Raw genomic sequence first — 17,828 nt, forward strand, 5'->3', positions numbered from 1 at the left:
AAGGGCGACCGAGTCCCCGACCGGAGGAGGAACCATGAGCGAGCAGGACCGCAACCTGGCGGAGATGGACGACGACGATGTCGACCGCCACCGGGTCGTCCAGTCCGTCATCCAGGACGTCATCGACGGCCTCGGGCGTGACGCGGAGGGGCGCGACCCCGCTGACCTGCGCGCCGACCTGACGGCGGCGCTGGCCGCGAGAGGGATCGGCGAGCAGCCACCGCGCTGGCTCGATGCCGTGTCCGTGGCGCTGTCCAACGGCCACCGCTACGTGGAGGACGCGCACCGGGCCGAGCCGCCCGCCTGACCCGACGGTCCCCCGACCCGCCTCATCCCCAGCCTCGGGCAGCGCGTGGGAGGGTGTCCCGGTGAAACCAGCCGGGCTGCTCCTCGCCGCCGGGGGAGGCCGACGCATGGGCACCCCGAAGGCGCTGGTCGACGACCCTGCCGGTGGGTCGTTCGTCGAGCGCGGTGTGCGGGTGCTGCGTGACGGCGGCTGCTCGCCCGTCATCGTCGTGGTCGGCGCCGAGTCGTCGCGGGCCAAGGAGCTGGCGAGGGCGGCGGGAGCCGACCTCGTCGTAGAGGCCCCGGACTGGGCGCAGGGACAGAGCGCCTCGCTGAGCGCCGGCGTTGGCGCGCTCCAGTCCACCGACGCAGAGGTCGCGTGCATCCTGCTCGTCGACCTGCCCGACGTCGACGCGGCCGTCGTGGAGCGGGTGACGGCGGCGGGTGCCGGACCCGCGGTGCTGGCGCGCGCGGCATACCAAGGCGTGCCGGGGCACCCAGTCGTCATGGGCCGCGAACACTGGCAAGGCGTCATCGACGTCGCCGCCGGGGACAGGGGCGCTCGCGACTACCTCGCCACCCACGACCATGTTGTGGTCGAGTGCGGTGACCTTGCCACGGGACGCGACGTCGACACCCCCGCGGGCCTCTGAGCGCAACGGACAACCGTTCGACGCCGCACCGAGATCTTGCCCCTTCAATTAGTCGTCCCGATGAGTGATGCTGTGGACATGGAGCCACGCGAGGCGTTCTCGTCCGCGGGGGCACTGACGCAGGGGCTTGCCGACACGGGTTACCTCGCCGACGACGCCCTCGCCACGGTTGCCTGGCTCGCGCTCCGGCTGGAGCGGCCCCTGTTGCTCGAAGGGGAGCCCGGCACCGGCAAGACCGCGCTCGCCGAAGCCATCGCCGCGGCCCTCGACCTGCCCCTCATCCGGCTCCAGTGCTACGAGGGCATCGACGCGACCCAGGCCCTCTACGACTGGGACTTCCCTCGGCAGATCCTGCACCTGCGCGCCGTGGAGGCGGTGGCGTCCGACGGCCGGGACCTCGCGGACGTGGAGGACCAGCTGTTCGACCAGCGCTTCCTGCTCGCCCGTCCGGTGCTGCGGGCGCTGCGCGAGTCGCCGGTCGTCCTGCTCGTCGACGAGATCGACCGCGCCGACGACGAGTTCGAGGCGTTCCTGCTCGAGGTGCTCTCGACCTGGCAGGTGACCATCCCCGAGCTGGGCACGGTCACGGCGGCGACGCCTCCGATCGTGGTGCTGACCTCCAACCGCACCCGCGAGCTCCACGACGCGCTCAAGCGCCGGTGCCTCTACCACTGGATCGACCACCCCAGCCTCGAACGCGAGCTCCAGATCGTCCGGTCCAGGGCGCCGCACGTCTCCGAATCCCTTGCTGCCCAAGTCGTCTCGACGGTGCAACGCCTGCGCAACGAGCACGACCTCATCAAGCCACCCGGTGTAGCCGAGACGCTCGACTGGGCCCGCGCCCTCGACGAGCTCGGCGCCACCGACCTCGACCTCGACACGGCGGCCGCGAGCCTGGGCGTCGCCGTGAAGTACCGCGAGGACGCGGAGCGCGTCAGGGCCGCCCTCGACCGGATCCTGACCCGATGACCCCCGAGACGACGAAGGCAGTGCCGGCGCACGCGGCGGACGAGATCCTCCTCGGGTTCGCGCGGGCCCTGCGGGCCGCCGGCGTCAATGTCACGGCCGACCGCGAGCGCACCTACCTCGAGGCCGTGGAGGCCGTCGGCGCCCACGACCAGTCCGCGGCCTACTGGGCCGGCCGGGCCACGCTCTGCGCGTCGCCGGCCGATCTCGAGCGCTACGACCAGGTGTATGCCGCGTGGTTCGGTCTCGAGCGCGCCGGCACCCGCCGGCGCCGCGACTCGACCCACACGGTCGCCCAGGCCCCGCTCGACCTCGGGCAGGGGTCGTCCGGCGAGGGGGAGTCCCCCGAGGACGTGGTCCGCGCCCAGGCGAGTGCGGCCGAGGTGCTCCGGCACCGCGACGTCGCGTCGCTCAGCAGCGCCGAGCGGGCCCGGCTCGCGGCGATGTTCGCGGCTCTGCGCCCACGGGCCCCACGCCGGCCGGCGCACCGCCAGACCCCCTCCCGCCGCGGAGCGGTCGACGCCCGGGAGACCCTGCGGGAGCAGCTGCGCAGGATGGGTGAGCCCGGCCCGATCGCCTGGCGCCGCAAGGGCACCCGCGCCCGCCGGGTCGTCCTGCTGGTCGACGTCTCCGGGTCGATGAGCGCCTACGCCGACGCCCTCCTGCGCCTGGCCCACACCTACGCGGCCAGCGGCCTGCCAGTCGAGGTCTTCACCCTCGGCACCCGGCTGACCCACGTGACCCGGCCCCTGCGGCAGCGCGACCCCGAACGCGCTCTGGTCGCCTGCGGTGCGAGCGTCCCCGACTGGTCGGGCGGCACCCGGCTCGCCGAGGGGGTGCGCGCCTTCCTCGACAGGTGGGGTCGGCGGGGGATGGCCCGTGGTGCCGTGGTGGTGCTCTTCAGTGACGGGTGGGAGCGCGACGAGCCCGAGGCGCTCGGTGAGCAGATGCGTCGCCTGCAGGCACTGGCGCACCGGGTCGTCTGGGTCAACCCGCACCGTGGCAAGCCCGGCTACCAGCCGGTGCAGCAGGGGATCGTGGCGGCCCTGCCGCACGTTGACGACTTCGTGGCGGGTCACTCGATGGCCGCCTTCGAGGAGCTGGTGGAGGTGGTCGGCCGTGCGTGAGGTGCTCCCCGAGCTGCTCCGCTGGTGGCGGGCCGGCGCCACGGTGGGCGTTGGCACCGTCGTGGGCACGTGGCGCTCAGCGCCCAGACCGGCCGGCGCGGCGATGCTCGTCGGTCCCGGGGGAGAGGCGGTCGGCTCGGTCAGCGGCGGTTGCGTCGAGGGAGCCGTCTACGAGCTCGCCCAGTCCGTCGTGTCCGACGGTGTGCCGGTCCTGCAGCGCTACGGCGTCAGTGACGACGACGCCTATGCCGTGGGCCTCACCTGTGGGGGCATCCTCGACGTCTTCGTCGAGCCGGTGAGCCGGCAGACCTTCCCCGAGCTCGAGGAAGTGGCCCAGGACATCGAGGCAGGGCGGCCGGTCGCCCTGGCCACCGTCATCGAGCACCCCGACCCGGCCTGGCTGGGTCGTCGGCTGGTGGTGCGACCCGAGCAGGACAGCAGCTCCGGTGCGTCGACCGGCTCGCTCGGCTCGCCCCGGGCTGACGACGCCGTCACCGACGATGCGCGCGGCATGCTCGCCTCGGGGCGGACGGAGACCTTGACCTACGGCCCGGACGGTGAGCGCCGTGGTGAGGGCATGCGGGTCTTCGTCTCGTCGTTCGCCCCCAAGCCGCGCATGCTCGTCTTCGGTGCCATCGACTTCGCCGCTGCGGTCGCCCACCAGGGGCATTTCCTCGGCTTCCACGTGACGGTGTGCGACGCACGACCCGTCTTCGCGACCAGCTCCCGCTTCCCCTCCGCCGACGAGGTCGTCGTCACGTGGCCACACCGCTACCTCGAGGCCGAGCGCGACGCCGGCCGGATCGACTCGCGGACGGTCATCTGTGTGCTGACCCACGACCCCAAGTTCGACGTGCCGGTCCTGGAGGTGGCGCTGCGGCTGCCCGAGGTGGCCTATGTCGGCGCGATGGGCTCGCGCCGCACCCACGACGACCGGATGGCGCGGCTGCGCGAGGCGGGCCTCACCGAGGCAGAGCTGGCGCGCCTGTCGAGCCCGGTCGGGCTGGACCTCGGCGCCCGCACACCGGAGGAGACCGCCGTGAGCATCGCGGCGGAGATCATCGCCCTCCAGTGGGGTGGTCGCGGGGAGCGCCTCGGTCACCGCGACGGCCCGATCCACCACCATGCGCCAGGCCTCGTGGCCGCGACGTCCGGACCCGAGGAGGCCACCGGAAACCACCCGGATTGACAGTTGTCCTCACCCCGAGGACGGAGAAGTATCCGAATTGGGCCGGGTCTGCCCAGCCAGTCTGTCCAGCCAGCCTGTCCAGCCAGCCTGTAGTCAGCCAGCACTGTGTCATAGAGAGGTGATCGAATGACCCGCATCAGCGTCACGGTCGACGGCGTCGACTACTCCGACGAGGTGGAGCCGAGAACGCTCCTGGTCCACTACCTGAGGGAGCAGCTGGGCAAGACAGGCACGGTCGTCGGGTGCGACACGAGCAACTGTGGTGCGTGCACGGTGCACCTCGACGGTCGCAGCGTGAAGTCCTGCAACGTGCTCGCGGTCCAGGCGGACGGCCACGACGTGACCACGATCGAGGGCCTGGCCCAAGGCGGCGAGCTGCACCCGATGCAGCAGGCCTTCCACGACTGCCATGCCCTCCAGTGCGGCTACTGCACGCCGGGCATGATCATGCAGGCCATCGACGTCCTCAACGAGAACCCGAGCCCCACCGAGGACGAGATCCGGGTCGGGCTCGAGGGCAACCTCTGTCGCTGCACCGGCTACCACAACATCGTCAAGGCCGTGCAGCAGGCGGCCGGTGCGGGCGCGGGCGCCTCGGAAGGAGCCGGGTCATGACCGCCGTCGAGGACCGCCCGAGGACCGAGGTCGGCGCGCCGCGCAAGCGCAAGGAGGACCAGCGCCTCATCACCGGCCGCACCAAGTGGACCGACAACCTCCAGCTCACGGGGATGCAGCACCTGGCCATGGTCCGCAGCCCGTTCGCGCACGCCAGGATCACCGGCATCGACACCGCGGCGGCGAAGCAGGCGCCTGGGGTGGTCGCCGTCCTGACGGGTGCCGACATCAAGGACACCCAAGGGGCAGTCGCCAACGCCTGGCCGATCACCACCGACCAGAAGGCGCCCGCCCACCTGCCCGTCGCCGTCGACCACGTCGCCTGCGCCGGGGAGATCGTCGCCCTCGTGGTGGCTCGGACCGCGGCGCAGGCGCGCGACGCCGCCGAGCTCGTGGACGTCGACTACGACCAGCTGCCCGCCGTGCTGGATGCCAAGGAGGCCGTCACGGACGCCGTCCTGGCTCATCCCGACCTGGGCACCAACACGTCGGCCCTGTGGCGGCTCGACTCCGGGGAGCAGGGCAGCGGTGGCGATGTCGACGAGGAGATCGCCAAGGCTCGGGTGGACGGCATCGTCATCGAGCGCGAGTACCGCCAGCAACGCCTCATCCCGGCCTTCATGGAGCCGCGCTCGACGGTCGTCGACCCCACGGGTGAGCAGATCACGGTGTGGACATCCACCCAGGTCCCCCACATCCTGCGGTTCCTCATCGCCGCAACCACCGGCCTGCCCGAGTCCAAGGTCAGGGTCATCGCCCCCGACGTGGGTGGTGGCTTCGGCGGCAAGCTGCAGACCACCGCTGAGGAGTTCGCGACCCTGGCCGCCGCGCGGCACATCGGCAAGCCGGTGAAGTACACCGAGACCCGCTCGGAGTCGCTCGTCTCCGGGCACCACGGGCGAGACCAGTACCAGACGCTGACCCTGGCCGCGACGAAGGACGGCACCGTCACCGCCCTCAAGGTCGACCTCATCGCCAACCTGGGCGCCTACGTCGGCCTCGTCGGCGGAGGCGTGCCCGTCCTCGGGGCCTGGATGTTCAACGCCATCTACAAGTTCCGCGCGTACCGGTTCACGGTCCAGACCGTCCTGACCAACACCACGTGGGTGGACGCCTACCGTGGCGCCGGTCGACCGGAGGCGACCTACGCCGTCGAGCGGCTGATGGACGAGCTCGCGGTCGAGGTGGGGGTCGACCCGCTGGAGATCCGCGAGAAGAACTGGATCAAGCACGAGGAGTTCCCGTTCACCTCGGTCGCGGGCATGACCTACGACTCGGGGAACTACGAGGCCGCCACGGCGCGCGCCAAGGAGCTGTTCGACTACGAGGGGCTGCGGCGCGAGCAGCAGGAGCGCCGCGCCGGCAAGGACCCCGTCCAGCTGGGCATCGGGGTCTCCACGTTCACGGAGATGTGCGGCCTGGCTCCCTCGCGCGTCCTGGGCAGCCTCAACTACGGCGCCGGCGGGTGGGAGCACGCCTCGATCCGGATGCTGCCCACCGGCAAGGTCGAGGTGATCACCGGCACCTCACCCCACGGCCAGGGCCATGAGACGGCCTGGAGCCAGATCGCGGCCGACCGGCTGGGTGTCCCGTTCGAGGACATCGAGGTGCTCCACGGCGACACGCAGATCTCGCCCCGTGGCCTCGACACCTACGGGTCGCGCTCGCTGGTCGTCGGCGGCGAAGCCGTCGTGCGGGCTGCCGACAAGGTGGTCGAGAAGGCCAAGGTGGTCGCTGCGCACCTCCTGGAGGCGAGCATCGACGACGTGGAGTTCGCGCAGGGCCGGTTCAGCGTGCGGGGCACCGACAACGGGATCGGCATCACCGAGATCGCCACGGCGCAGTTCACCTCGCACAACCTCCCGGACGGGTTCGAGCCGGGCATCGACGCCGAGGCGACCTTCGACCCCGACAACTTCTCCTTCCCCCACGGGACGCACCTGTGTGCCATGGAGGTCGACACCGAGACCGGCCAGCTGACGATGCGAAAGTACGTCTGCGTCGACGACGTCGGCCAGATCATCAACCCGCTCATCGTCGAGGGTCAGGTGCACGGCGGCGTCGTCCAGGGCATCGCGCAGGCCCTGTGGGAGGAGGCCGTCTTCGACGATCAGGGCACCTTGGTGACCGGCTCGTTCGTCGACTACACGCTGCCGACCGCCGCCGACACGATCAGCCTCGTGACGGAGAACACCACGTCCCCGTCGACGAGCAACACCCTGGGGACCAAGGGAGTCGGCGAGGCGGGTGCGATCGCCTCCACGCCGGCCGTCGTCAACGCAGTGGTGGACGCCCTGCGGCCGTTGGGCGTCAACGACATCCAGATGCCGTGCACCCCCGAACGCGTCTGGAAGGCCATCCAGTCCGCGGGCGCGAACCAGGCCGACGCCACCACCGGTGAGGCCCAGCCGCACTTCGACGCCGGGGCGCCCAACCAGGACGCGCCCGACCACCACCCGGAACAGCCGAACGCCTCGACGGACGGAGCAGGCCAGTGATCCCCGCATCGTTCGACTACGTCGCCCCCACCTCGGTCGCCGACGCCCTCGCGGCGCTGGCCGAGGCGGGCGACGACGCCAAGGTGCTGGCCGGCGGCCAGAGCCTGCTGCCCATCCTGAGGATGCGGCTCAACGCGCCGGAGAAGGTCATCGACCTCGGCCGGATCGAGGAGCTCAAGGGCGTGTCCGAGGACGGCGACCACATCGTCATCGGTGCGATGACCACGTATGCCGATGTGCTGGCCAGCGACCTCGTCCGCCAGCACGCGGGGCTGCTCACCGACGCGATCACCGAGGTGGCCGATCCGCAGATCAGGCACCGTGGGACGGTCGGTGGCGCGCTGGTGCACGCCGACCCGGCCGGCGACGTGGGTGCGCCGGCCCTCGCCCTCGACACCGAGTTCGTCATCACCGGAAGTGGTGGCGAGCGCACTGTCGCGGCGACCGACTTCTTCCAGGACCTGTTCGAGACGGCGGTGGGGGAGGGCGAGCTGCTCACCGCCATCCGCATCCCGAAGCACACCGGCTGGGGCCACCGCTACGAGAAGTTCGTGCGGGTCTCCCACCAGTGGTCGATCGTCGCCGTCGCGGCGACGGTCCGGGTCGACGGCGGCACGATCGCCGAGGCCAGGGTCGGGCTGACCAACATGGGCTCCACCCCACTGCGGGCCACCGCCGTGGAGCAGGCGCTCGTGGGCCGCGCCGCCACCGACGAGGCGGTGCGCGACGCCTGCGCCGCGGCCGCGGACGGGACCAACCCGCCGTCTGACCTCAACGGCGACAGCGACTACCGCAAGCACCTCGCCACGGTCCTGGCCCGACGGGCCGTGCTGGCCGCGGCAGGAGCGTGAGCCCGTGGAGCTGAGCCACACCTTCACCGTGCCCGCCACGGTCGACCAGACCTGGGCGACCTTCATGGACCTGCCCCTGGTCGGGGGATGCTTCCCCGGGGCCACCGTCACCGAGGTGACGGACGAGGGTTTCGCGGGCACGGTGAAGGTCAAGCTCGGCCCCATCGCGCTGATGTACTCCGGCACGGGCGCCTTCGTCGAGCGTGACGACGCCGCCCACCGGGCGGTGATCGAGGCCAAGGGCAAGGACAAGCGGGGCAACGGCACGGCGGGCGCCACCGTGACGATCCAGCTCACCGACGCGGGCGACGGGTCGACCCGCGCCGACGTGCAGACCGACCTGGCCGTGACCGGCAAGCCGGCGCAGTTCGGGCGGGGCGTCATGCAGGACGTGTCCGACAAGCTGCTCGGCCAGTTCATCGCCTGCATCGAGGGCAAGATCGGCGACGCCAACCCAGCGGGGGCCGAGCCCGCAGCCGGCGCAGCCGAGCCGGCCGCGGCCACCGCCTCGACGGCCGAGGTACCGACCCCGGCGGCCGAGGTGCCGACCCCGGCGGCCGAGGTGCCGACCCCGGCGGCCGAGGTCCCGGCCCCGGTCACGCTGGCTCCGGTGGCCCCGTCCCCGCGGTCGGCCCCGGCGAAGGAGCAGGACGACGCGCTCGACCTGGGTTCCACCGTGCTCCCGATCCTGCTCAGGTCCTACGGCAAGCAGCTCGTCATCGGCGTCGTGGTCGTGGTCGCCGTCATCGTCATCTGGCGGGCGATGAGCGGCTAGCTCCCCCACGGCATACCCACCGCGACTGCCCGCGCCGCCTCCGGACGGCGCGGGCCGTCGCGCGTCGGCGGGCCACAGCCAATGGCCGCCGACCCGCCCAAACGGGTGAGGACGGGGTCATCCGGACATGTGGACCTGCGGTGACCTACCCTGAAAGTGGTCGGGTGCGTGGAAGGGTGACCCCAGCCACCAGCTCCACTCCAGCGCCACCCCAAGCGTCACCCCCACGCCGCAAGGCCACGCGGCACCCTGCCAGCACAGGAGCACGCCACGATGAGCCCGCAGACCGTCGTCGTCCTCAACGGACCGAACCTCAACCTGCTCGGCGAGCGCGAGCCGGAGATCTACGGGTCCGACACCCTCGCCGAGATCGAGGCCCTGTGCCGCAAGGCGGCCGGCCTCGCGGGGCTGGAGATCGACTTCCGCCAGAGCAACCACGAGGGCGCCCTCATCGACGCCATCCACGAGGTCCGCACGTCAGCCGTGGGCCTGGTCATCAACGCCGGCGCCTACACGCACACCTCGATCGCGCTGCGCGACGCGCTCGCGGCGGTGAGCTTCCCCGTGTTCGAGGTGCACCTCAGCAACGTGCACCAGCGCGAGGAGTTCCGTCACCACTCCTACCTGTCCGCCGTGTCCAACGGCGTCATCACCGGCTGCGGCCCCAGCGGCTACGCCTACGCGATCGCCCGGATCTCCGAGCTGGTCGACCACCGGCACTAGGCCGCCGGCACGACCGCGCCCTGCAAGACTGCGGGCATGACCCCGCCGTCGCCGCTCGACCCGATGGACCTCGCCGGAATCGACGACCTGCTCTCCGACGAGGAGAAGGCGATCCGCGGCACCGTCCGCGCCTTCCTCGACAAGCGCGTGGAGCCGTTCGTCGCCGACTGGTTCGAGCGCGGTGAGATCGACGACGTCCGGGGGCTGACCAAGGAGCTGGGCGCCCTCGGGCTGCTCGGGATGCACCTCGAGGGCTACGGCTGTGCCGGGATGAGCGCCGTCGACTACGGGCTGGCCTGCCTCGAGCTCGAGGCCACCGACTCCGGCGTGCGGAGCCTGGTGTCGGTGCAGGGGTCGCTGGCGATGTTCGCGATCCACCGCTGGGGCACCGAGGAACACCGCGAACGCTGGTTGCCCTCGATGGCGACCGGTGAGGCGATCGGCTGCTTCGGCCTGACCGAGCCCGACCACGGCTCCGACCCTGCGTCGATGCGCACGAGGGCCCGCCGCGACGGTGACGACTGGGTGCTCGACGGCGCGAAGATGTGGATCACCAACGGCTCGATCGCCGACGTCGCCGTCGTCTGGGCGAACGCGGGGGAGGAGCACGGCGGGATCCGTGGCTTCGTGGTCCCCACCGACAGCCCCGGTTTCTCGGCCCCCGAGATCAAGCACAAGCTGTCGTTGCGGGCCTCCGTCACCAGTGAGCTGGTGCTCGACGGCGTGCGGTTGCCGGGCGACGCGGTGTTCCCCGAGGTCCGCGGTCTCAAGGGACCCCTGTCGTGTCTGTCCGAGGCCCGCTACGGCATCGTGTGGGGCGCTCTGGGGGCGGCCAGGTCAAGCCTCGACACCGCCCGTCGCTACTCCATCGAGCGCGAGCAGTTCGGCCGCCCGCTCGCGGGCTTCCAGCTGACCCAGCAGAAGCTCGCCGACATGGCGCTGGAGCTCGTCAAGGGCCAGCTCCTGGCGCTGCACCTGGGCCGCCGCAAGGATGCCGGCACACTGCGGCCGGAGCAGGTCAGCCTGGGCAAGCTCAACAACATCCGCGAGGCGATCGACATCTGCCGGATGTCCCGAACCATCTTGGGGGCCAACGGAATCAGCCTCGAGTACCCGATCATCCGGCACATGAACAACCTCGAGTCGGTGCTCACCTACGAGGGCACCGTCGAGATGCACACCCTCGTGATCGGGCAGGCGATGACGGGTCAGCAGGCCTTCCGCTAGGGCCTCCCATCCCACCTTTATCGGGTCTAGCAGGAAGGTTGCGCTCCACCCGAGAAGGGTTCTCGGGTGGAGCGCAACGAAGTCCCTAAACCCGATAAAGGTGCGGGTCCTGGCGGGCCCGGCCGCGCGGCATACCCTCGATTTTCGGTGGAGGCATCTGAGCGTGTAGTCTCACCGTCGCACTTCCGCGCGGGTCCGGCCCGCGAGGTTCGTGCCCGCCCCCTTAGCTCAGTCGGTAGAGCGTTTCCATGGTAAGGAAAAGGTCGTCGGTTCGATTCCGACAGGGGGCTCTGGGAAGGGCGCCGTGAGGCGCACGCCCCATGGCGGGGTAGCTCAGCTGGTTAGAGCGCACGACTCATAATCGTGAGGTCGCGGGATCGAGCCCCGCTCCCGCTACAGCCGCGATTTCAGGATTCACCCTGGACTCGCGTATTCTGATGCGTCGTCGCGCCTTCGTCGGTGCGCCCACCATCACAGCTGTCGATTCAAGACAGTGTTGAGACAAGACAGCAGACCACCAGTCAGTTCCGAGAGCAGGTTGCCCCGTGGCTAGCAAGAGCGCAGACGTCCGCCCCAAGATCACCTTGGCGTGCGTGGATTGCAAGGAGCGCAACTACATCACCAAGAAGAACCGTCGGAACAACCCCGACCGCCTGGAGATGAAGAAGTTCTGCCCCCGCGACGGCAAGCACACGGTCCACCGCGAGACCCGCTGACCTGACGCGTTTCGACAGCCGCCCCGGACCTCGGTCCAGGGCGGTTTTGTCATGGGGCGGCTTTGTCACGCCGCCTTTGTCATGCTCGGACCAGTGCCCCATAGGGTGGGGAGCATGGCCGTCAACGCAGATTTCGCAGGGCGCAGCTACCCGCCCAGTGGCCCGTATGCCGTGGACGCGGCGATGCTCGCGGCGTTCGCCTCCGCGGTGGGTTCGCAGGACCCCGTGCACACCTCGAGCGAGGCCGCGCAGGCGGCCGGCTACCGCGACGTGATCGCGCCACCGACGTTCGCCGTGACGATCGCGCAGCAGTGCGACGCCGTGTTCGTCCAGGACCCTGAGGCCGGCATCGACTACAGCCGGGTGGTCCACGGCGAGCAGCGGTTCGTCCACCACCGGCCGATCACCGCCGGCGACTCCGTGCTGGGCACCCTCACGGTCGACACGGTGCGGGAGGCGGGCGGCCACGCGATGGTGACCACCCGCACCGAGCTCACCACCGAGCAGGGCGAGGCGCTGTGCACCTCGACCTCGACCATTGTCATCCGAGGAGGGGAGTGAGCGTGGCTGCACGCACCCTGGCCCAGACCACCGTGGGCGACACCATCGGACCGGTCACGCTGGCCGTGGCCCGCGAGACCCTGGTCGCCTACGCGAACGCCTCGGGTGACCAGAACCCGATCCACCAGGACGAGGACTTCGCGAAGTCCGTCGGCCTGCCCGACGTCATCGCCCACGGCATGTGGACCCTGGGCGCGGCCGGTTCGGTCGTCGAGGAGTGGGCCGGTGACGGAGGCCGGGTGGTCGAGTTCGGCACCCGCTTCACCAAGCCCGTCGTCGTCCCGCGCAGCGGCGGCGAGGTCGAGGTCTCCGGAGTGGTGAAGGGCGTCGACGAGGACACCCGTCGGGCCACCGTCGAGCTGACCGCCACCAGCGAGGGTGCCAAGGTGCTCGGGCGCTGCATCGCCGTCGTCCAGCTCGACTGACCGGGCCGCCGATGCACGACGAGCACGACGTCTCCCTGGCGTCCCTCACGACGATGCGCGTCGGCGGACCCGCCGCGCGGCTGGTCACGGCCGAGACGATCGACGACGTGGTCGACGCCGTGCGCGAGGTCGACGACGCCGACGAGCCGCTGCTGGTCCTCGGGGGCGGCTCCAACCTGGTCATCGCCGATGCCGGGTTCGCGGGCAGCGTGGTGCGGATGGCCACCGACGGGGTCACCGTCGAGTCGGCCGACCTGTGCGGTGGCGTGATGGTCCGGGTGGCTGCCGGCGTCGTCTGGGACGAGCTCGTGGCGCAGGCCGTCGTGGAGGGCTGGTCCGGGGTGGAGGCCTTGTCGGGCATCCCTGGCTCGACCGGTGCGACCCCGGTGCAGAACGTCGGGGCCTACGGCCAGGAGGTGGCGCAGACCATCGCGTCCGTCCGGGTCTGGGACCGCGCCCAGCAGCAGGTGCGCACGATCAGCTCGCTCGACTGCGCCTTCACCTACCGCCACTCGGTCTTCAAGGCGTCCTCGCGCCACGTGGTGCTGGACGTGCTCTTCCAGCTCATCCCCAGCGAGCTGAGCCAGCCGGTGGGCTACGCCGACCTGGCCCGTCAGCTCGGCGTCGAGGTGGGCGAGCGGGTGCCGCTGGCCGACGCCCGCGAGGCGGTCCTGCGACAGCGGCGCAACCGCGGCATGGTGCTCGACGAGGCCGACCACGACACGTGGTCGTGCGGCTCGTTCTTCACCAACCCGATCCTGTCCGTCCCACGGTTCGCGGCGCTGGAGTCGCGGGCGGCCGCTCGACTGGGGGCCGAGGGGTCGACGCCGCCGCGGTTCACCGATGCTGACGGCAACGTCAAGACGAGTGCCGCGTGGCTGATCGACAAGGCGGGGTTCGAGAAGGGCTTCGCCCTCCCCGGCAGTGGCGCGGCCCTTTCGACGAAGCACACCCTGGCGATCACCAACCGCGGTGACGCCACGGCGGCCGACGTCGCGGAGCTGGCCCGCCACCTGCAGGCCGGGGTGCACGACGCGTTCGGCGTCACCCTGGTCAACGAGCCGGTCTTCGTGGGACACGAGCTCTGAGGCTCAGAGTCGGTCACGAACTCCGACCACCGCCGTCGCTACCTCATGCAAAAGGCGAGGTAGCGCCGCCTTTCGTCCCTGCCACCGGCGCTAACTCGCCTTTTGCATGGGTCCGCTCCGGCGTCAGGTCAGGTCGGGCGGGGCTGCCAGCCAGGCGTCGACACCGGCCAGGGCGGCGTCCTTCAGGTCGGCGGGTGCCCGTGATGCGGTCACCGATCCGCGCGCCAGGGTGGCCAGCTCCTCGTCGGTGAAGCCGAGGGCGTCGCGGGCCAGCTGGTACTGGTCGGCCAGCCGTGACCCGAACAGCAGCGGGTCGTCGGCGCCCAGTGCCACCGGTATGCCGTGCTCGACGATCGCGCGCAGCGGCACCTCGGCGTTGCTGCCGTAGACCCCGAGCGCGACGTTGCTCCGGGGGCACACCTCGAGGGCGACTCCCGACTCGGCGACGAGCTCGAGGACGCGGGGGTCCTCCACGCTGCGCACGCCATGGCCGATGCGGTCGGGACGGATCGCCTCGAGCGTGGACTCGACCGCCGTGGGCCCGAGCAGCTCGCCGGCGTGGGGCACCAGCGCCAGACCGGCCCGTCTGGCGATCGCGAAGGCGGGCGCGAAGTCGGCGGTCTGACCGCGGCGCTCGTCGTTGCTGAGGCCGAACCCCACGACCGACCCCGCCCCTTCGCCGGCATGGTGCGCCGCCAGCCGGGCGAGGGTGCGGGCGTCGAGGGGGTGCCGGATCCGGCTCGCCGCCACGACCACGGCGACCTGGGTCGACCCTTCCCGCGACGCCGCGGCGGCCTCGTCGAGGACGATCTCGAGGGCCGGGGTGATGCCACCGACGAATGGCGCGTACGAGGTCGGGTCCACCTGGATCTCCAGCCACCGGGACCCTTCGCTCCCGTCGTCCAGCGCCGCCTCGCGGACGATGCGCCGCAGGTCGGACTCGTCGCGCACACAGGCGCGGGCCGCGTCATACAGCCGCTGGAAGCGGAACCACCCGCGCTCGTCGCGCGCGCTCAGTTGCGGCGGGTACCCGGTGGTGAGGGCGTCGGGGAGGTGCAGGTGGTGCTTCTCGGCGAGCTCTCGCACGGTCTCCACGCGCATCGAGCCGGTGAAGTGCAGGTGCAGGTGCGCCTTGGGCAGGTCGGTCACCGGGCGCGGCATGCGAGGCAGTCTTGCATCCGCTCCCGTCGGACCGGTTCGGGACCCGCGGTTCAGCGGACGACCGAGGCGGACCAGGCCTGCGGCACGAGGAGCCGGGGTGCGCCCGTCCCGTCGGCGGGGACTGCCCAGAGGTCGGTCTCACCACCGCGTTCGCCGGTCAGGGGGAGCCCGTAGAGGACGGTGGAGTCGTCGAGCCACTGCACCTGGTCGTCGACGCTGCGGGACTCTGCCAGCAGCCGCTCACTCCCCGTGGCCAGGTCGAGCACGGCGATCCGCCACCCCCGCGACGACGCCTGCAGCTTCTTGTAGGCCACCCGTCGCCCGTCCGGTGACAGCGCCGGGCACTCGGCGCCGGAGCGCACCGTGGTGACCGACCGCTTCGACACGCTGCCCCTGGCCAGCCACGGCCGTCCGTCGAACGCGACGGTGAGGTAGAAGGTGTCGTCGTCGAGGAAGGTCACCCCCCAGTAGTTGCGGTCGACCGGCGTGATCCGCCGACCTTCGTGGGTGAGTGCGAAGTCCTCCAGGTGGACCGCGGTGCCCGCGGCCAGGTCGTGCACGTACGTGCGGGTGGCGAAGCCGGCGCTGAGGTAGGAGTCGCCGGTCACGAAGGCCGTCGTCGCAGCCAGCCTGCCGTCGGGGGAGAGTCGGGCGCGACTGGGTATGCCGGGCAGGCTGCGTCGGTAGGTGACGTGACCGGTGCGGTCCCAGGCCGTGACCGAGCTGCCCAGCGCCACGCCCGCGCGCGACCGCAGGCAGAGTGTCGTCCCTGCGCGCTGGTCGACGCGCTCGCAGGCGTCGGCGGTGACGGCGCGAGGACCGTCGGGGTCTGCCAGCGTGGACATCGCCACCTTGCCGAAGTCGGGCCCCAGGGCAGTCGAGCGGTAGACGAGGTGCGGGACTGCCTCGACCTGCGCGAGCGAAGCGCTGGGGACGCTCGTGGACGTGCGCGGGGACGCCGGCGCCCTGCGGCTCAGCACGGCATACGTCACCACCGCCGCGACGCACAGGACCACGACCACGGCGAAGGCCACGACCCGGGAGCGCTGGCTCATCGAGGGGCTCTGTGCACGGGAGCGGATCGCAGGAGCAGCCACGCCACCGGGATGACGAGAGCCAGCAGGGCCGCCATCAGCAGGGCCGCGCGCCCCGGACCCACGAGGGTCCACGTCCAGCCGAAGACCACCGCCGCCGCGAGCCGGGTGAGGGCCACGGCCGACTGGGCCGTGGCGATCGCGCTGCCGCGCACCTCCGCTCGGACCACCGAGGCTGCGGCCGCGGCCAGGACGCCGTCGGTGGAGGCGTAGAAGGCGCCGAGCAGGAGCAGGCACCCCGCGCCGACCACCAGGGAGCCGACCGGCCCCGAGGCGCAGACGTAGGCGCCGACGAGGAAGAGGTGGCCCAGGACCATCACGCGCGCCCGTCCGACGCGGTCCGCGACCCGGCCGAACGGGATGGCGAGCGCGAGGTAGGCGAGGTTGGTGCCGACGAACAGCAGCGGGAACCACAGCGCGGCGAGGTCGTTGCGGTCCTGCAGCACCAGGTAGATGAAGGCGTCGCTGAGGGTCAACAGCCCGAGCAGGCCGGCGGCACCCACGAGTCGGGCGAACCCGGGCTCGGCCAGCATCCGCACGGTGGGGTGGGCCACGTCGACGGGCGTCGTCGCGGGATCGGCGGCGCTGGCTTCGGCCTCCGCCCGGTCCGTCCGGTCCGTCCTGGCCGCCCTGGCCGCCTGGTCCGCCCGGGCCGGTCGCAGGTCGGGGACGAGCAGGGCGAGGAGGGCGACCCCGATCGCCGCAGCCGCCAAGGAGATCGCGAAGACCAGCCGGTAGTCCTCGGGCACCGCCCACAGGGCGAGGAAGGCCAGCAGCGGCCCGAGCATGGCCCCCGTGGTGTCCAGCGCACGGTGCACGCCGAACGAGCGGCCGAGCGACCCGGGATCGCTGGAGGCCGCGATGAGGACGTCGCGAGGGGCGGTGCGCAGCCCCTTGCCGAGGCGGTCGACACCGAGGACCCCTGCGACCACCGCGGCCCCCGGCGTCCACAGCAGCACGGTGCGGGCGAGGGCCGACACGGTGTAGCCGGTCAGGGCCACCCGCTTGGGCCGGTCCAGCCGGTCGGCCAGCCAGCCGCCGAGGTAGCGCACGACCACGGAGGCCGCCGAGTACAGCCCGTCGACCAGCCCGTACGCGAGTGGCGACAGGCCGAGGCCGGCAGTGAGGTAGAGCGGCAGCACGGCCGCCGCCGACTCGGACGAGATGTCGGTGGCGAGGCTGACCAGCCCGAGCAGGATGACCGTCCGCGCGACCGGTGACCGGGCCCCCCTGGCCCCGTGGGTGGCTGGCGCACCGGTCGGAGCCGGGCGGTGCCGGTCGGCGAGGTACACGAGCGCCCCCTGGTGCCCGCGCGGGTCCGTGCGCGGTGGGGCCAGTCTACGAAGCGCGCCGTGCCGCGGGCGGCCGTTCACGCAGATCAGCGCCGGTCGGCGCCGCCGCGCGCCAGCGCTCGGCGCCGGCCCGCTGCGTCAGTCCTCGACGACGTGCATCGCCGCCGACTCGGGGCTGCCCGCCCCTGCCTCGGCACCGCCGACCTCACCGTCGTCGACGATCTCGGTCGAGGAGTCCGGCTCGTCGTCGTCGGATGCGGCCGACTCGAAGCCGTCGCCGTCCGCGTCACCGGAGTCCAGCCCGCCCTCGTCGTCCGGCGCTCCGTACGCAGAGTCGGGGTCGGGCTCCTCCTGCCGGATGCGCTGCTCGATCGTCTCCTCCTGGCCCTGCTCCCAGGCGGTGGTGCCCCACTCGGTGTTGCGGGGCTGGAGGTCCGGCGGCGACCAGGGCTCGTTGTCACCCTCGCTGGCGTCGAGCAGGTCGTCCTGCCCGCTGCCCGAGTCGGTCGCGTCGTCGATGCTGATGCTGCCGAGGTCGTCCTCGAAGCTCTCCGTGCCGGGTTGCTCGCTCATGGCTCCACC

Annotated in this window: 19 protein-coding genes and 2 tRNA genes; 17 read left to right on the plus strand and 4 right to left on the minus strand. The window is 71.9% G+C overall.

Going from position 1 to position 17,828, the window contains the following annotated elements; translation table 11 throughout:
- Window positions 1-34 precede the first annotated feature (34 nt).
- From AC1DWJ_RS09615 to AC1DWJ_RS09695, 17 genes are all read left to right on the plus strand, one after another.
- Complete coding sequence (locus tag AC1DWJ_RS09615; RefSeq protein WP_457253899.1) at window positions 35-307, plus strand: hypothetical protein; 273 nt, start codon at window positions 35-37, stop codon at window positions 305-307.
- Window positions 308-368: 61 nt separating this feature from the next.
- The gene (locus AC1DWJ_RS09620) at window positions 369-938 is read left to right on the plus strand and encodes a nucleotidyltransferase family protein (protein ID WP_477620670.1); all 570 of its coding nucleotides are present in this window, start codon (window positions 369-371) and stop codon (window positions 936-938) included.
- A 78-nt stretch (window positions 939-1,016) separates the two neighbouring features.
- Window positions 1,017-1,907, plus strand: coding sequence for an AAA family ATPase (locus AC1DWJ_RS09625; protein ID WP_477620671.1), 891 nt, complete (start codon window positions 1,017-1,019; stop codon window positions 1,905-1,907).
- Window positions 1,904-3,031 carry a vWA domain-containing protein gene (locus AC1DWJ_RS09630; protein ID WP_477620672.1) on the plus strand — a complete coding sequence of 376 codons (1,128 nt, stop codon included), beginning with the start codon at window positions 1,904-1,906 and terminating at the stop codon, window positions 3,029-3,031. Before AC1DWJ_RS09625 ends, AC1DWJ_RS09630 begins: the two co-directional genes overlap by 4 nt.
- Entirely contained in the window at window positions 3,024-4,220 is a 1,197-nt protein-coding gene (locus tag AC1DWJ_RS09635; RefSeq protein ID WP_477620673.1) for an XdhC family protein, read from the plus strand. The genes AC1DWJ_RS09630 and AC1DWJ_RS09635 overlap by 8 nt, the downstream gene beginning before the upstream one ends.
- A gap of 126 nt (window positions 4,221-4,346) precedes the next feature.
- Complete coding sequence (locus AC1DWJ_RS09640) at window positions 4,347-4,835, plus strand: (2Fe-2S)-binding protein (protein ID WP_477620674.1); 489 nt, start codon at window positions 4,347-4,349, stop codon at window positions 4,833-4,835.
- Window positions 4,832-7,333 (plus strand): xanthine dehydrogenase family protein molybdopterin-binding subunit, encoded by a 2,502-nt coding sequence (locus AC1DWJ_RS09645; RefSeq protein ID WP_477620675.1) that lies wholly within the window; start codon window positions 4,832-4,834, stop codon window positions 7,331-7,333. The genes AC1DWJ_RS09640 and AC1DWJ_RS09645 overlap by 4 nt, the downstream gene beginning before the upstream one ends.
- Entirely contained in the window at window positions 7,330-8,184 is an 855-nt protein-coding gene (locus AC1DWJ_RS09650) for an FAD binding domain-containing protein (RefSeq protein ID WP_477620676.1), read from the plus strand. Before AC1DWJ_RS09645 ends, AC1DWJ_RS09650 begins: the two co-directional genes overlap by 4 nt.
- Before the next feature lie 4 nt (window positions 8,185-8,188).
- Window positions 8,189-8,959: an SRPBCC family protein gene (locus AC1DWJ_RS09655; protein WP_477620677.1), complete on the plus strand. Its 771-nt coding sequence runs from the start codon at window positions 8,189-8,191 to the stop codon at window positions 8,957-8,959.
- 273 nt (window positions 8,960-9,232) lie between these two features.
- Window positions 9,233-9,682 (plus strand): type II 3-dehydroquinate dehydratase, encoded by a 450-nt coding sequence (gene aroQ / locus AC1DWJ_RS09660; RefSeq protein WP_457253890.1) that lies wholly within the window; start codon window positions 9,233-9,235, stop codon window positions 9,680-9,682.
- Between the two features lie 36 nt (window positions 9,683-9,718).
- Window positions 9,719-10,909: an acyl-CoA dehydrogenase family protein gene (locus AC1DWJ_RS09665; protein WP_477620678.1), complete on the plus strand. Its 1,191-nt coding sequence runs from the start codon at window positions 9,719-9,721 to the stop codon at window positions 10,907-10,909.
- 217 nt (window positions 10,910-11,126) lie between these two features.
- Window positions 11,127-11,199 (plus strand) — tRNA-Thr (locus AC1DWJ_RS09670).
- 32 nt (window positions 11,200-11,231) lie between these two features.
- Window positions 11,232-11,305, plus strand: a tRNA-Met gene (locus tag AC1DWJ_RS09675).
- A 149-nt stretch (window positions 11,306-11,454) separates the two neighbouring features.
- Window positions 11,455-11,625 (plus strand): 50S ribosomal protein L33, encoded by a 171-nt coding sequence (gene rpmG / locus AC1DWJ_RS09680; protein ID WP_056882210.1) that lies wholly within the window; start codon window positions 11,455-11,457, stop codon window positions 11,623-11,625.
- 114 nt (window positions 11,626-11,739) lie between these two features.
- The gene (locus AC1DWJ_RS09685; RefSeq protein WP_457253888.1) at window positions 11,740-12,186 is read left to right on the plus strand and encodes an FAS1-like dehydratase domain-containing protein; all 447 of its coding nucleotides are present in this window, start codon (window positions 11,740-11,742) and stop codon (window positions 12,184-12,186) included.
- Window positions 12,187-12,188: 2 nt separating this feature from the next.
- Window positions 12,189-12,611 carry a MaoC family dehydratase gene (locus AC1DWJ_RS09690; protein ID WP_477620679.1) on the plus strand — a complete coding sequence of 141 codons (423 nt, stop codon included), beginning with the start codon at window positions 12,189-12,191 and terminating at the stop codon, window positions 12,609-12,611.
- Between the two features lie 11 nt (window positions 12,612-12,622).
- On the plus strand, window positions 12,623-13,699 hold the full coding sequence (locus tag AC1DWJ_RS09695) for a UDP-N-acetylmuramate dehydrogenase (RefSeq protein ID WP_477620680.1): 1,077 nt from the start codon (window positions 12,623-12,625) through the stop codon (window positions 13,697-13,699).
- Window positions 13,700-13,822: 123 nt separating this feature from the next.
- Here AC1DWJ_RS09695 and AC1DWJ_RS09700 read toward each other — a convergent pair whose 3' ends face one another.
- The 4 genes from AC1DWJ_RS09700 to AC1DWJ_RS09715 form a co-directional block, all read right to left on the minus strand.
- On the minus strand, window positions 13,823-14,860 hold the full coding sequence (locus tag AC1DWJ_RS09700) for an adenosine deaminase (protein WP_457253883.1): 1,038 nt from the start codon (window positions 14,858-14,860) through the stop codon (window positions 13,823-13,825).
- 50 nt (window positions 14,861-14,910) lie between these two features.
- On the minus strand, window positions 14,911-15,915 hold the full coding sequence (locus AC1DWJ_RS09705) for a TolB family protein (protein ID WP_457253882.1): 1,005 nt from the start codon (window positions 15,913-15,915) through the stop codon (window positions 14,911-14,913).
- The gene (locus AC1DWJ_RS09710; protein WP_477620681.1) at window positions 15,912-17,246 is read right to left on the minus strand and encodes an MFS transporter; all 1,335 of its coding nucleotides are present in this window, start codon (window positions 17,244-17,246) and stop codon (window positions 15,912-15,914) included. The genes AC1DWJ_RS09705 and AC1DWJ_RS09710 overlap by 4 nt, the downstream gene beginning before the upstream one ends.
- A gap of 138 nt (window positions 17,247-17,384) precedes the next feature.
- Window positions 17,385-17,819, minus strand: a complete 435-nt coding sequence (locus AC1DWJ_RS09715) for an adenosine deaminase (protein ID WP_457253880.1) — start codon at window positions 17,817-17,819, stop codon at window positions 17,385-17,387.
- Window positions 17,820-17,828 lie beyond the last annotated feature (9 nt).

The organism is Pedococcus sp. P2_D7 (assembly GCF_056404295.1).

What these genes read in the sequence shown, in the direction of transcription:
- aroQ (WP_457253890.1), top strand. Translation starts at nt 9,233, where the DNA reads ATGAGCCCGCAGACCGTCGTCGTCCTCAACGGACCGAACCTCAACCTG.
- AC1DWJ_RS09645 (WP_477620675.1), top strand. Translation starts at nt 4,832, where the DNA reads ATGACCGCCGTCGAGGACCGCCCGAGGACCGAGGTCGGCGCGCCGCGC.
- AC1DWJ_RS09630 (WP_477620672.1), top strand. Translation starts at nt 1,904, where the DNA reads ATGACCCCCGAGACGACGAAGGCAGTGCCGGCGCACGCGGCGGACGAG.
- AC1DWJ_RS09640 (WP_477620674.1), top strand. Translation starts at nt 4,347, where the DNA reads ATGACCCGCATCAGCGTCACGGTCGACGGCGTCGACTACTCCGACGAG.
- AC1DWJ_RS09715 (WP_457253880.1), bottom strand. Translation starts at nt 17,819, where the DNA reads ATGAGCGAGCAACCCGGCACGGAGAGCTTCGAGGACGACCTCGGCAGC.
- AC1DWJ_RS09700 (WP_457253883.1), bottom strand. Translation starts at nt 14,860, where the DNA reads ATGCCGCGCCCGGTGACCGACCTGCCCAAGGCGCACCTGCACCTGCAC.
- AC1DWJ_RS09695 (WP_477620680.1), top strand. Translation starts at nt 12,623, where the DNA reads ATGCACGACGAGCACGACGTCTCCCTGGCGTCCCTCACGACGATGCGC.
- AC1DWJ_RS09705 (WP_457253882.1), bottom strand. Translation starts at nt 15,915, where the DNA reads ATGAGCCAGCGCTCCCGGGTCGTGGCCTTCGCCGTGGTCGTGGTCCTG.
- AC1DWJ_RS09625 (WP_477620671.1), top strand. Translation starts at nt 1,017, where the DNA reads ATGGAGCCACGCGAGGCGTTCTCGTCCGCGGGGGCACTGACGCAGGGG.
- AC1DWJ_RS09615 (WP_457253899.1), top strand. Translation starts at nt 35, where the DNA reads ATGAGCGAGCAGGACCGCAACCTGGCGGAGATGGACGACGACGATGTC.
- AC1DWJ_RS09665 (WP_477620678.1), top strand. Translation starts at nt 9,719, where the DNA reads ATGACCCCGCCGTCGCCGCTCGACCCGATGGACCTCGCCGGAATCGAC.
- AC1DWJ_RS09685 (WP_457253888.1), top strand. Translation starts at nt 11,740, where the DNA reads ATGGCCGTCAACGCAGATTTCGCAGGGCGCAGCTACCCGCCCAGTGGC.